Consider the following 12,191-nt stretch of genomic DNA (forward strand, 5'->3'; position numbering starts at 1 on the left):
AAACCGCGCGTGATCGCCTACGGCGATCCCGGCGTCCAGCACAAAGCGAGATACTGGCCTTCCGCGATCTGCGCCGGCGACATCTTCGAGGCCACTGCATTGCGCAACCGCAGGAAATAATCGCGCTCGTGCTTTGCGGCACGTGCCGCCGCGAGATTGAGCCATTTATAGGCGAGCACGAAATCCTGCGGCAGGCCGTGGCCCTTGTCGTACATCAGGCCGAGCATGGCCTGGCCGAACGGATTGCCGCTGATCGCGGCCTGAACGTAAAGATCGGCCGCCTCGGTATAGGCCTGCGGAGCGCCGTAGCCGTTTTCGTACATGAAGCCGAGGAAGGACTGAGCACGGGCGTTGCCCCGCAGCGCCAGCGGCGTCAGCAGTTTGACGGCGCCGATGTAGTCGCCGCGCGCGTAAGCCGCGTTGGCGCTTGCGAGCGTGTCTGCGCGTGCAGCGGGCAGCGAGAGCGCAAGGCAGGCGCAGAGCGCAAACGCCGCGACGAGGACACGGGGCACCGCCTTGCGCTCAATGCACGGTATGAATCGTGAGATCATCGGTGCTCGCTCCCACGCTGCCACGCAGCTTCGACCGCAGTTCCTCAGCGACGTGATGCGCATCGGTGCCATCGCGAATGATCTGGGGCCGAATGAAGATGATCAGCTCGGTGCGGGTCCCCTTCTTGTCTTGATGCGAGAACGCGTCGCCAAGGCCCTTGATCTCGTCCAGTACGGGAATGCCGGTGCGGTTGCCGTCCTGCTCCTCGCTGATCAAACCTGCAAGCAGAACGGTCTGCCCGTTCGCGACCGAAATCGAGCTCTTCACCCGGCGCTCCGACACGGTCGGTGTCAGGCTCGAGGCCGTCGTCTGGGTGACGTTGCTGATCTCCTGTTCGACTTCGAGCCGGACCGTGCCGTTGACGCTGATCCGTGGTGAAACACGCAGGATGATGCCGGTGTTGCGGTAGTCGATGGTGTTGACCACGGTGTTGCTGGTCGTCAGCACCGTGGCGCTGCCGGTCGAGACAGGTACGACGTCGCCGACCTGCAGTGTCGCTACCTGATTGTTGATGACGACCAGCGAAGGGTTCGACAGCACCTTCACCGAAGTTACCGTATGCAGGGCATCGAGAATGGCGTGCGGGTTGGTCTCCGACCCGAGCAGGAAATTGAAGCCCGGGAAGGCGCGATTGATTAACGCGCTGGTCACGGTGCTCGCGACCGAATTGCCGCTGCTATCAGTCGTCGTCGTCGTGCCCGAGGCTGGGGCCGACGTCGACTGCGTATTCAGAAGCGAACCGACACCCTGCTTCTGGAGAAAGAACTGCACGCCATAGCTCAATTCATTGGTGAGCGTGACCTCGGCGATGGTCGCATCGATCGCGACCTGCAGAGACGGCCGGTCCACCTGCTCCAGCGTCGCCTCGATGATCTTGTAATTGGGCTGATCGGCGTAGATCAGGAGCTCGTTGTTGACGATATCGGGGGTGATGCGCACGTTCTGCATGATCGGCTGGCCGTTGCTGCCTGCGGTATGGCTATCGAGCGCGCCGGAGTTGTTGTTATTGTTGTTGCTGCCGGTGCTGCCGCTATTGCCGGCACCTGCCCTCGTCTGTTGCATCGCGCCGAAAGGCGAGGTGCCGCCCGTCGAGGATGATCCGGTCGAGCCAAAACCATTGCTCGAAGCCGACCCGGAGTTCGAGTTCAGCGACAGGCGATCGGCCACGCTCGAGCTCGAGCTCAGGCCCGAACCCGGCGCGAGCTGGTTGTCTGCGCTGTCGAGCGAGGAGGACGAGCCGCCGATGAACATGTCGGTGAGGACCTTCGCGATCTGGCGCGCCTCGCCGTATTTCACCCGATAGACATGGACGCTGGTGCGGGCTGTGTCGGCCTGATCCAGCCGCTTGATCCATGTCGCCGCGGTGTGCAACAGCGCAGGCTTGCGGCTGACCACCAGAATGGCGTTGAGGCGGCTCATCGGCTGGAATTTCACAAGGCTCGCGCTCATGCCAGCGTCGCCGGAATCCATGATCTTTTCCAATTCCGCAATAATCGGCTCGGGCGCGCTGTTGGAGACCGGATAGATGCCGACCGACTGTCCGCGCATCCAGTCGACGTCGAACGAGAGCGCCGTGTCGACCGCGGTGCGCCGCTCCGCACCGGTGCCCTGGATCAAAAGAATATTACGGGTCGGATCGGCGCGGACGCTGCCCGGCTTGGTGGCAAACGAGTCCATCAGCTTCAGGATGGTCTGCGCCGACACATATTGTAATGGCACCACCGAGACGCCGTAGCCCGGCTCGGGAGTTGCCGCCGCGCTGTCGACGCGGCCGGCGCCGACTGCGTCGCCCAGCGGCGTCAGCTTGTAGCCGGCGGCATCCTTCAGCAGCACGACGCCAGAGAGGCGCAGGGCGCTTTCGAGCACGTAGACAATGTCGGATTTCGCCACCGGACGCACCGAAACCAGGCTCACGGTGCCCTGCACCCGCGGGTCGATCGTGTAGCCGGTGTTGAGGATATCGCCCAGCACCACCTTGGCGACGGTCGCCACCGGCGTGTTCTCGAAATTGAGGTCATAGCCGGGGCCGCCCGATGCCGGCTGCGTCACAAGCCTGCTATCGCCGACATCCGTGACCTCGGTCCCCTCATAGACGGCGGCCCTGGCACGCTGGCCCACATTGCTCTGCACGCCGCCGACAGTCTCGGGCTGGCGCGGCATGATGTCGGTGGAACGCACCTTGTCGAGGACGTCGATGTCGGCGGGCGCCGTTGACCCATTCATCGTCGCCAGGTTGCAGGATGTCAGAAGACCGACCAAAAAGAGCGCGATCACAGTCGCGCCAAAGCCGCGTGCGGCTGCCCGGGATCGGCCCTGTTTGCCGACGCACACCATGTTATTGCCGATCCAACTTTTGATACTTCAACACCCGCAGCCGATCGCGCGCGCAGGCCCGGGCAGGCCCAGCGCTCACGCAACGGCGGCAGCGGACCGTACTTAGCGATGCTGTTTGATGACTTGATGACAACTTTGTCATAAGTGCCGCGCGCCACGGGTCCGCTTCGTACGGGTGTCATATTCCGGATCGATAACGCGTCCGCGGGCAGCGGGCTTGGACGCCTCGCCGCATCGACCGCCCATTCAACGGAAAAACGCGAAGGACGCATGACCGGTCCGCAGTCGGCGCAGTTCGTGGAGCACCTTCGCCGCGCCGGGCAGCTGAAACGGACGGATGAGAAGCGCGACGCGGCCGCACCTGACCAATCGTCAGGCAACAGCCAGCGCAACGGACCGCCCACGACTAACGGAAAGTTGTGGGAGCTGACCGAACTCTCGCCAAACGATCTTGCTGACGAGGTGGCCCGCTTCTACGGGCTTCCGCGCGTGACTCTGCCTGACATGCTGCAGGCGGCTTCGCTTGCCGCATCGTTCTCACCCCGCTTCCTGCGCGAGAGCCTGGCATTCCCCTTTCGCACCCCTGGCAATGGCGTGGCGCTGGCGATGGCGGATCCGGCCGATCTCGCGACCCAGCGCGCCGCCGAGATCGTGCTCGGACCGGATATCGAGGTCCGCATCGCCGCCTTTGATGACCTAGGCACGGTGCTCGACCAGCGCCTGGCCGAGGACAGCGCCGAAACGAACGCCGACGCCGACGGCTTTTCCCAACTCCGCGAAGATGACATCGAGAGCCTGCGCGACCTCGCCAGCGGCGCGCCTGTCGTCCGTGCGGTCAACGATCTCCTGGAAAAAGCGGTCGAGCTGCGCGCCAGCGACATCCATATCGAGCCGTTCACTACCGGCCTCGTCGTGCGGATGCGCATCGACGGCCTGTTGCGACCGGTCGCCGCGCCCGCCGGCGTGTTGCCGCAGGCGGTGATTTCCCGCATCAAGATCATCGCAAGCCTCAACATCGCCGAGCGGCGCCTGCCGCAGGACGGCGCGGCGCGATTGCGGGCCGGCCGAACCGACATCGACATCCGCGTCGCCATCATGCCGACGCAGCACGGCGAATCCGCCGTCATCCGCATCCTGCCAAAGGATCGCGGCCTGCTGATCATGGACAAGCTCGGCTTCTCCCCCCCGGACGAAACCAAGCTGAAGCGGCTGCTGAAGCTGCCACATGGCATGATCGTCATCACGGGCCCGACCGGCAGCGGCAAGACGACCACGCTCGCGACCATACTGTCGATCCTCAACGAGCCGACCCGCAAGGTTCTCACGATTGAGGACCCGGTCGAATACGAGATCCCCGGCATCAACCAATCGCAGGTCAAGCCGGCGATCGGGCTGACCTTTGCCAGCGCCTTGCGCTCCTTCGTGCGCCAGGACCCTGACGTGATCATGGTCGGCGAGGTGCGCGACTCCGAGACAGCCCATGTCGCGGTTCATGCGGCCCTGACCGGCCACTTGGTGCTGACCACGCTGCACACGGAAACTGCGGCCGCCGCAGTGCCGCGCCTGCTCGATCTCGGCATCGAGGGCTATCTGCTGCGCTCGACCTTGCGCGCGGTGATCGCCCAGCGCCTGGTGCGCCAGCTCTGCGAGCGCTGCAAGACGCCGAAGCAACTGACAGCGAGCGACCTCGCCGAGGACCCGCGGCTGGGCGCGCTTGGATTCAAGGCGAACGATACCGTCCACGCACCGTGCGGCTGCGAGCGCTGCGGCGGACTGGGCTATCGCGGTCGGCTCGGCGTGTTCGAGCTGCTCGAGCTCGACAACGAGTTGCGCGAACTGATCGGCGAGCGGACCGACGGCTTGAAGATCGACCAGACCGCGATCAAAAACGGCATGACCACCATGCTCGACGACGGCATCGCCAAATGCCGCGCCGGGCTGACCTCGCCCGCGGAAATCCTCCGCGTCACCACCACCCGCTAGCAGGTGAGCCGTGCCGAATTTCCGCTACCGCGCGCTCACCCAGAACGGCGAGATCGTTAACGGCACCATAGCGGCGCCGACGCTCGCCGAGGTCGCGGCGCGTATCGAATATCTGCGCCTGTTGCCGATCGAGACCGTCGAGGAGAGGCGCAGCGTTGCGAGCGCCGGCGGCCTCAGCCTGTTCAACCGGCCCGGACCTGCGGAGGTCACGGTCTTCACCCGCGATCTCGCGCTTTTGTTGAAAGCCGGCGCACGGCTCGACGACGCGCTCGAGCTGCTTGCTGCCGATGCCGATGTCGGGCGGCTGCGTCCCGTGGTCGGCAAGCTGCGCAACTCGCTTCTCGCCGGCGAGAGCCTTGCCGAGGCGCTCGCCGCGCATCCCGACCTGTTTCCGCCGATGTATGTCGCGCTGGTCAAGGTCGGCGAGATCTCCGGCACACTTGACCAGGTGCTGGAAATGCTGGGCGCGGAGCGGGCACGCTCCGAGCAGATGCGCCGCAAGCTGACGGACGCCATGCAGTATCCTGCCTTCGTCCTGGTGGCCGCCGCCTGCGTGATGCTGTTCTTTATCCTGTTCGTGCTGCCGCAATTCTCCTCTGTGCTGCAGGATTTCGGCGCCAGTTCGGATACGGCGCTGAGCTACTTCCTGCGCCTGTCCGACTTCATGCGCGCCAACGGCACCGTGTTGTCGCTGACCGCGATCGCTGCGATCGTCTCCGCGTGGATGGTGCTGCGCCGGCGCGAGGCGCGCGCCGCGCTCGTTGGCGCGGCTGCGCGGCTGCCGGGCCTGTCGAGCGTGTTCCAGTTCTACCGGACCAGCCTGTTCTGCCGCAATCTCGGCGTGCTGCTCGGCAGCGGCGTCAGCCTCACCGCCACCTTGCGCATCCTCGTCGACATCATGGCGGTGACCGGCCGCCTCGACGCCTGGGCGCTCGCCGCCGACCGGGTCCGGCATGGCGGCAAACTGTCGGAAGCACTCTCCGCCTCGTCCAGCCTGCCGCCAATGGCGCTGCGCATGCTGAGATTGGGCGAGGAGACCGGGCAATTGCCGGTGCTCGCCGGCCGCGTCGCCGAATTCTACGAAGCCAAGCTGCAACGCAGCCTCGACCGCATCGTCGGCATCATCGGGCCGCTGGCCATCATCACCATATCAACCGTCGTCGGCGGGCTGATCGTCTCGGTCATGACGGCGCTTTTGTCTGTCACGCAACTCGTCGGGTAAGTCGAAGGACAAGAACAATGTCGAACAAGAACGGAAGCGGATCTTTCAACTTGCGCAGCCGCAAGAACGCAAACCGCGAGGGCGAGCACGGCTTCACGCTGGTCGAGATGCTGGTCGTGATCGCCATCATCGGGCTCATCATGGGGCTGATCGGCCCGCGTGTGCTGAACTATCTCAGCGAATCCAAAGTGAAGGCGGCCAGGATCCAGATGCAGAGCTTTGCCAGCGCCCTCGATCTCTTCAATCTCGATGCCGGCCGCTACCCGTCGACGTCGGAAGGCCTCGATGCGCTGGTGCATCGCACGCCCGGCGCCGCCGCCTGGAACGGGCCATATCTGAAGGGCGGCAATGTGCCCAACGATCCCTGGGGCCACAACTACATCTACCGCGCGCCCGGCGAGCACGGCGCCTTTAACATCATCTCGCTCGGCGCCGACGGCGCGGAAGGCGGCAGCGGAGTTGCTGCCGACATCTCGCTCGACACCATCGCCAGCGCGAGTGCCAACTAGGACCTGATGACGATGAACGAGGCGCAGCGCGGCTTCACATTACTGGAAATGGTGTGTGTCATCGCGTTGATCGCGATGATCGCCGCCGTGCTGCTGCCGCTCGTGCCGCGCCAGACCTCGCGCGCGCGGCTGCAGGCCTATGCGCTGGAGGCGGCAACGCTGCTGAAGGACGACCGCAACGCCGCGATCGCGCGCCGCGCCGACGTCGCGACCCTGGTCGATGCGCCCTCGCGCGCGATCCGCTCCGGCGCGTCGGGGCAGATCCTGCGCATTCCCGCGGACGTCCGTTTCGATGCGCTGTTGCCGCAGAGCTGCCGGCGCCACCCGGCACTGTCGAGCATCAACTTCTTCGGTGACGGCATGTCCTGCGGTGGCGCCATTACGCTGGCGAGGCTTGATACGGTCTACGAAATTCGCGTCAACTGGCTGACCGGGAGGGTCGAGATTGCCTCACGCTGAGAGAGCGCTGCGTGAGCGGCCGGATGCCGGCTTCACCATCCTGGAGGTGCTGATCACGCTCGCGATCGTCGCCGTGTCGATTGTTGCGATTGGATCGGTGATGTCGACCAATTCCCGCGGCGTGACCGCGCTGGAAAACCACATCGCACTGGTCGAGACCGCGCAAACGGTGCTGGCAACCGAAATCCCGCCGCGCAAGGAACTTGCGCCGGGGACGAAGGCCGGCCGGCTCCGCAATTATCGCTGGCAGATCGACGTCTCACCCGTCGGCGGCGACTGGGATCCATCCAACGATTCCAAAGTCGGCTGGACGCCCGAACTCGTGAAGATCCATGTCCGTTCCCCGACCGGCGCGCAGCTCGATCTTTCCACCGTCCGCCTGATGCCGAGGCCGCAGCAATGACGGCGCGGGATCGCCGAGATCGCGATGACAACAGTGAGGGTGGCTTCACGCTGCTCGAGACGCTGGTTGCGCTGGCGCTGACCGGCCTCGTGCTGTCGGCGCTGGCGACGCTGACCGCGCAATTCCTGCCCAACTGGAATCGCGGCATCGACCGCATCCAGCATAGCGAGCTGATCGGCATTTCCATGCAGCGGATCGCCGCCGACCTTGCTGCCGCCGAATTCATCCCGCCGGGTAGCGACGAGAAGAAGAAGCCGCTGTTCGAGGGAACGCCCCTGTCGGTCACCTTCGTGCGTACCGCCATCGGTCCCAACGCGGGCATCGGGCTCGACGTAGTCAGGATCGGCGAGACCACCGACCGCGGCCGGCTCGTGACCGTGCGCACGCGCACCGGCTTCACGCCGCTACCCGAGGGCGTCTCGCCGTCCGAGCAGCTTCATCTGGCCGATCCGGTGGTGCTGTTGCGCGCACCGCTACGCCTGTCCTTCGCCTATGCCGGCCCCGACAAAGTGTTTCACGACGACTGGCACGGCGCGGACAAGCTGCCGGTCGCGATCCGGCTCACGGTTCGCGACACGACGAGCCAGCATGTGCTTGCGGTGTCCACCGTCACGCCGGTTCATGTCGATACGCCGGCGGGCAAATCCGATGACGACGGCACGGGCGACAACAGCGATGCTCAGAACAACGACAACAACCCCGTGAACGGCCCCGGCAAGCGAGGGGGCTCGTGATGGCAGCGCCGTTCCGCTCAAGATTTGCGTCTTGCTCCGAGCAAGGCTTCGTGCTCGTCGCCGTGCTGTGGCTGCTGGCCGCGCTAGCGCTGCTGGTGACAATCTTCGCCGTCCATTTGTCGGCATCGGCGCGCGCGGTGTCGCTCAATGACGATGCGCTCAAGACGGAGGCGCTGATCTCGGCCGGCGTCGAGCTCGCGGCCTTTCGGCTGCAGTCTGCCGACGAGAAGAAGCGGCCGCCGGAGGGCGCGTTCCATGTCCGGCTGAGCGGCACCGACATATCGGTATCCTTCATCACAGAAGCGGCGCGGGTCGATCTCAATGCCGCGCCGAAAGAGCTGTTGAGTGGCCTGCTCACAGTGCTCGGCGCCAGCGATGACGACGCCAAGGAAGCCGCCGACCGCATCGTCGGCTGGCGAAGCAAGGCATCCGATGGTGACGCGACGAAGGAGACCGCGCTTTATCAGACCGCGGGCCGAACCTATCCGCCGCGCCAGGCGCCGTTCGCCCATGTCAACGAGCTCGCGCTGGTGCTCGGCATGAGCCCGGCCATGGTCGAGCGCGCGCTGCCCTATCTCACCGTTTTCTCCGGCGCCGCCGACGTCGATGCCATGGTCGCCCCGCCCGAGGTGATCGCGGCGCTACCCGGCATGACGCCGCTGAAACTGAAGCAGTTTCTCGGCGACCGGGGCTCGCTGGTCAATGACACCGCGGCGATGTCAGCGGCGCTTGGCGGCCCCAACGGGGGCGCCGGGGTGGCAAAGAGCGAGGCCTACCGTCTCCGGGTGCACTTGCGCTTTCCGGACGGCCGCGAGACCACATCCGAAGTCGTGATCGGCCTGAAAGCCAAGGATGATCCCTACCGCATGCTGTCCTGGCAGAACGACGTACCCCGGATACAACGCGCGCGAGCGGAGTTTTGACGGCGATGTTGGCGGAGCTGAAAGAGCTGTTCGGCGTGTGGATTGTCGCCGTGACCGCGGCGATCCAGGCGATCATGGCCCGCATCGTGCCGCAACGGCGCATCGAATTGACCGAAGGCGAGGGCGGGCACTTCACGGCCCGCCTGGTCTCCGCGCGCCAGGGTCCAACTCTGACGCCGTTCGCATTCGAGCTGGCGCAGGGGCGCCCGCAACCGGCGCCGACCGCCGACTGGCAAGCGGCGTTGCGCGGCAGCCGCATCGACGTCATCGTGCGCCCGGACCACGTGCTGTTCCGCGCGATCGATTTCCCCAAGCAGGCCGCCGACTTCCTCGATGGCATGGTGCGCGCGCAGATCGACCGGCTGACGCCCTGGGTTGCCGGCGACGCGCTGTTCGGCACGACGGCACCGATCCCAATCGCCAACGAACGCATCGCGCTGACGCTCGCCGCAACCTCGCGGCAGAAAATCCAGCCGCTGCTTGCACTCGCCATCGACTGGCGCGCCGCTTCTGTCACGGGCCTGGTGCAGATACCTGAACCGGAGCCCGGAGCCGCGTCGATAAAGCTGTTCGACAGGACGCTGAGTGGCGTCGCAGGCGGCACGCTGGATGTGGCGCGGCTGTTGCGCATATCACTGCTTGGCGCGGGCCTTGCCGCTGCTGCCTCGCTTCTGATCTCGACCTATATCGGCGGCGAATACGCCACCGAGCAGCAGGAGCTGCAGCAGAAGATCTCGCAGCGGCGGGCGGCGCTGCGCATCAACCGTTCCGACGGCACGGCGGAGACGCTCCTCGCCAAGCGCAAGCAGTCCTCGCCATCCAGCGTCATGGTACTGGAGGCAATCTCCCGCGCATTGCCTGACACCACCTATGTCACCGAGCTTCATGTCGAGGGCGACAAGATGCAGGTGGCCGGGCTGACCCAGGACGCGCCGTCACTGATCAAGCTGATCGAGCAGTCCCCGCAATTCAGCCGGGCAACCTTCTTCGCGCCGACCACGCGCAGCCAGAACGATCCAGGCGAACGCTTTCACATCGAGGCGCATATTACGCCCTATTTCGGATCAGGCTCATGAACCAGGTCGCAACCCTACGCAATTTCCTGACCCAGCCGTTGGCCGCCGCCGCCTGCTTCGCCGCGGTCATGGCGCTGCTGGTGTTTGCAGTCATCTCTTCACTGGCGGACGTGCTCTCCAAGCGTGCCGAGGTCACCGCTTCCGCCGCAATGCTCGAACAATTTGATGGCCGCCACGCTGCAACGGCGCGCAGCGAAACGGACGTCGGGGCGCCGACCGGCTCGCCCTTTCTCGAAGGCGCAACCGTCACGGTCGCAGGTGCGGCCCTGCTGCAGCGCGTGACGACGGCCGTGACGAAGCTGGGCGGCAGCGTGCTGTCGTCGCAGGTTGACTTGCAGGGCACCGAGGCGAAGGCCGGCTTCCTGAGTGTAATTGCGAGCTGCGAGATCGACCAGCCGGGTCTCCAGCAGTTGTTGTACGCTGTCGAGGCCGGCATGCCGTTCCTGTTCATCGATCAGCTCGTGGTGCAGTCATCCTCGGGCCTCGGGACATCCACGGACGGCAAGCTGCGCGTGCTCTTGACCGTGTCCGGACAGTGGAAGGGTGGCAAATGAAACTGCGCAACACCACGCACTGGCGCGCGATCACCGCTGCATCGCTGCTTGCTTGCGCGCTCGCCATTCCCGGCTCGACCGCGGCCGTGCCCACCGGCGCTGGCGATCTCGACGCCCCGCCGCGCCACGCCGACACGCCGGACGCGCCTTCGCTGTGGGATCGGCCCGTCTCACCGGCTCCCGTCGTGGTCAACGCGGCTGCACCGGCAAAACCCGCAAAATCGGAGCGCGTTCAAAGCGCCAATCCTTTGTGGGCGATCCCGCTTGCGACGCTCACGACCACGCGCGACCGGCCGATCTTCTCGCCGTCGCGCCGGCCGCCGCCGCCCGCTGTCGCGCCGGTAGCTGCGGTGGCTGCGCCGCCGCCGCGGCCGAAGCCCGTCAAAGTCGAGCGGCCGCAACTGGCGCTGGTCGGCACCATCGCGGGCCCCGAGCAGAGCTTTGGCATCTTTGTCGACCAGACCACCAAGACGGCGCTACGATTGAAGATCGGCGAGGATTATCAGGGCTGGCGCCTGAGCGCGGTGGCGCCGCGCGAGGTAACGTTGGAGAACGACGAGCAGACCACGGTGCTGACCCTGCCGCCCCCGGACGCGAACGCGGCCCAGTCGGTCACCGTGCAAGCGGAAAACACCGACGCAATCACGGAGCCCCGACGGCTACGCGGCGCAAGGCGATAAGCTTAGCGCCCTCCCTCTCCCCGTCTTGCCGGGAGAGCGGCTCTATTCGCCTCACCCTCAAGCCGAGCGAGGGCAAGAACGCTTGCGGTTCGGCTGGACTTTGGCGACTGCACTAGATCGCCCACCCCCGCGTCTGCAGCGCCAGCGTCACCAAAAGTCCCAGCGCGAGAAACGGGCCGAACGGCAGCGCGGTTTGCCGCGTCATGGTGCGGCCGGTGACATGCAGCGCGACGGCCGCGAGCAACGCCGTGATCGATCCCACCAGCAGTTGCACGGGAACGCCTGTTACCCCGATCCAGACGGCGGAGGCCGCGAGCAGCTTGACGTCGCCGAGTCCAAGCCCGTGATGCCCGCGGAATCGAAAATAGAGCCAACGCAACCCGAACACGACGGCGCCGATGATCAGCCCCTCGCTGGTCGCGGCAGGCACCGCGTCCCAGCCGTCAGATAGCAAGGCCCATGCGAGGCCGCCGCACGCGATCAGGAGGTTGAGCCAATCCGGGATGATGCCGCGGCGGAAATCAATCCAGGCCAGCGCGAGGCTGGCAAACGCGAGCAGAGCGAGGAGCGCGGCGGCAAGCATAGGGAATTCGACGAGGCAAAGCGAGAGTCCACTTTGCCAGGGTCCTTGGCAAGAAGAACAGCAAAAAAAGTCCCCGGGGCCGAACCCCGGGGGCAATCGGACTCACTCTTTCTTGTAACCGAAGAGCTCCTGGAGGCCCCGACTATGACCATCGTGCGATGAAATGCGCGTGACGCTAT

General features: G+C 65.6%; 13 protein-coding genes. 10 read left to right on the plus strand and 3 right to left on the minus strand.

Annotation, left to right across the window (positions count from 1 at the left end):
* Window positions 1–17: 17 nt before the first annotated feature.
* Both A3AI_RS0113085 and gspD read right to left on the minus strand, forming a co-directional pair.
* The gene (locus tag A3AI_RS0113085) at window positions 18–551 is read right to left on the minus strand and encodes a tetratricopeptide repeat protein (protein ID WP_084800900.1); all 534 of its coding nucleotides are present in this window, start codon (window positions 549–551) and stop codon (window positions 18–20) included.
* Window positions 523–2,886, minus strand: coding sequence for a type II secretion system secretin GspD (gspD, locus tag A3AI_RS0113090; protein ID WP_024516014.1), 2,364 nt, complete (start codon window positions 2,884–2,886; stop codon window positions 523–525). The genes A3AI_RS0113085 and gspD overlap by 29 nt, the downstream gene beginning before the upstream one ends.
* A gap of 270 nt (window positions 2,887–3,156) precedes the next feature.
* On the opposite strand from gspD, the gene A3AI_RS0113095 reads away from it, so the two are divergent.
* The 10 genes from A3AI_RS0113095 to A3AI_RS0113140 are packed head-to-tail and all read left to right on the plus strand — an operon-like array spanning window position 3,157 to window position 11,429.
* A complete protein-coding gene (locus A3AI_RS0113095) occupies window positions 3,157–4,869 on the plus strand; it encodes a GspE/PulE family protein (RefSeq protein WP_024516015.1) in 1,713 nt (570 codons plus the stop codon).
* Between the two features lie 10 nt (window positions 4,870–4,879).
* Complete coding sequence (locus A3AI_RS0113100) at window positions 4,880–6,091, plus strand: type II secretion system F family protein (RefSeq protein WP_024516016.1); 1,212 nt, start codon at window positions 4,880–4,882, stop codon at window positions 6,089–6,091.
* 17 nt (window positions 6,092–6,108) lie between these two features.
* The gene (gene gspG / locus A3AI_RS0113105) at window positions 6,109–6,600 is read left to right on the plus strand and encodes a type II secretion system major pseudopilin GspG (RefSeq protein ID WP_024516017.1); all 492 of its coding nucleotides are present in this window, start codon (window positions 6,109–6,111) and stop codon (window positions 6,598–6,600) included.
* A 12-nt stretch (window positions 6,601–6,612) separates the two neighbouring features.
* A complete protein-coding gene (locus A3AI_RS42620; RefSeq protein ID WP_036048196.1) occupies window positions 6,613–7,059 on the plus strand; it encodes a type II secretion system protein in 447 nt (148 codons plus the stop codon).
* A complete protein-coding gene (locus tag A3AI_RS0113115) occupies window positions 7,046–7,462 on the plus strand; it encodes a PulJ/GspJ family protein (protein WP_245286876.1) in 417 nt (138 codons plus the stop codon). The genes A3AI_RS42620 and A3AI_RS0113115 overlap by 14 nt, the downstream gene beginning before the upstream one ends.
* Complete coding sequence (locus A3AI_RS0113120; protein WP_024516019.1) at window positions 7,459–8,196, plus strand: PulJ/GspJ family protein; 738 nt, start codon at window positions 7,459–7,461, stop codon at window positions 8,194–8,196. The genes A3AI_RS0113115 and A3AI_RS0113120 overlap by 4 nt, the downstream gene beginning before the upstream one ends.
* Entirely contained in the window at window positions 8,196–9,119 is a 924-nt protein-coding gene (locus tag A3AI_RS0113125; protein ID WP_024516020.1) for a type II secretion system minor pseudopilin, read from the plus strand. Before A3AI_RS0113120 ends, A3AI_RS0113125 begins: the two co-directional genes overlap by 1 nt.
* A 5-nt stretch (window positions 9,120–9,124) precedes the next feature.
* On the plus strand, window positions 9,125–10,195 hold the full coding sequence (locus tag A3AI_RS0113130; protein ID WP_024516021.1) for a PilN domain-containing protein: 1,071 nt from the start codon (window positions 9,125–9,127) through the stop codon (window positions 10,193–10,195).
* Window positions 10,192–10,749, plus strand: coding sequence for a type II secretion system protein GspM (gene gspM, locus A3AI_RS0113135; RefSeq protein WP_024516022.1), 558 nt, complete (start codon window positions 10,192–10,194; stop codon window positions 10,747–10,749). The genes A3AI_RS0113130 and gspM overlap by 4 nt, the downstream gene beginning before the upstream one ends.
* Entirely contained in the window at window positions 10,746–11,429 is a 684-nt protein-coding gene (locus A3AI_RS0113140; protein WP_024516023.1) for a hypothetical protein, read from the plus strand. The genes gspM and A3AI_RS0113140 overlap by 4 nt, the downstream gene beginning before the upstream one ends.
* Before the next feature lie 112 nt (window positions 11,430–11,541).
* On the opposite strand, the gene A3AI_RS0113145 is transcribed toward A3AI_RS0113140, so the two are convergent.
* Window positions 11,542–12,012 carry a prepilin peptidase gene (locus A3AI_RS0113145; RefSeq protein ID WP_024516024.1) on the minus strand — a complete coding sequence of 157 codons (471 nt, stop codon included), beginning with the start codon at window positions 12,010–12,012 and terminating at the stop codon, window positions 11,542–11,544.
* Window positions 12,013–12,191: the final 179 nt, after the last annotated feature.

This window comes from Bradyrhizobium sp. Tv2a-2, from assembly GCF_000472425.1.
Classification (GTDB): domain Bacteria; phylum Pseudomonadota; class Alphaproteobacteria; order Rhizobiales; family Xanthobacteraceae; genus Bradyrhizobium.

Bases quoted from the DNA above. Each gene is read 5' to 3' on its own strand.
- A3AI_RS0113085 (WP_084800900.1), bottom strand. From the start codon at position 551: ATGATCTCACGATTCATACCGTGCATTGAGCGCAAGGCGGTGCCCCGT.
- gspD (WP_024516014.1), bottom strand. From the start codon at position 2,886: ATGGTGTGCGTCGGCAAACAGGGCCGATCCCGGGCAGCCGCACGCGGC.
- A3AI_RS0113095 (WP_024516015.1), top strand. From the start codon at position 3,157: ATGACCGGTCCGCAGTCGGCGCAGTTCGTGGAGCACCTTCGCCGCGCC.
- gspG (WP_024516017.1), top strand. From the start codon at position 6,109: ATGTCGAACAAGAACGGAAGCGGATCTTTCAACTTGCGCAGCCGCAAG.
- A3AI_RS42620 (WP_036048196.1), top strand. From the start codon at position 6,613: ATGAACGAGGCGCAGCGCGGCTTCACATTACTGGAAATGGTGTGTGTC.
- A3AI_RS0113120 (WP_024516019.1), top strand. From the start codon at position 7,459: ATGACGGCGCGGGATCGCCGAGATCGCGATGACAACAGTGAGGGTGGC.
- A3AI_RS0113125 (WP_024516020.1), top strand. From the start codon at position 8,196: ATGGCAGCGCCGTTCCGCTCAAGATTTGCGTCTTGCTCCGAGCAAGGC.
- A3AI_RS0113130 (WP_024516021.1), top strand. From the start codon at position 9,125: ATGTTGGCGGAGCTGAAAGAGCTGTTCGGCGTGTGGATTGTCGCCGTG.
- gspM (WP_024516022.1), top strand. From the start codon at position 10,192: ATGAACCAGGTCGCAACCCTACGCAATTTCCTGACCCAGCCGTTGGCC.
- A3AI_RS0113140 (WP_024516023.1), top strand. From the start codon at position 10,746: ATGAAACTGCGCAACACCACGCACTGGCGCGCGATCACCGCTGCATCG.
- A3AI_RS0113145 (WP_024516024.1), bottom strand. From the start codon at position 12,012: ATGCTTGCCGCCGCGCTCCTCGCTCTGCTCGCGTTTGCCAGCCTCGCG.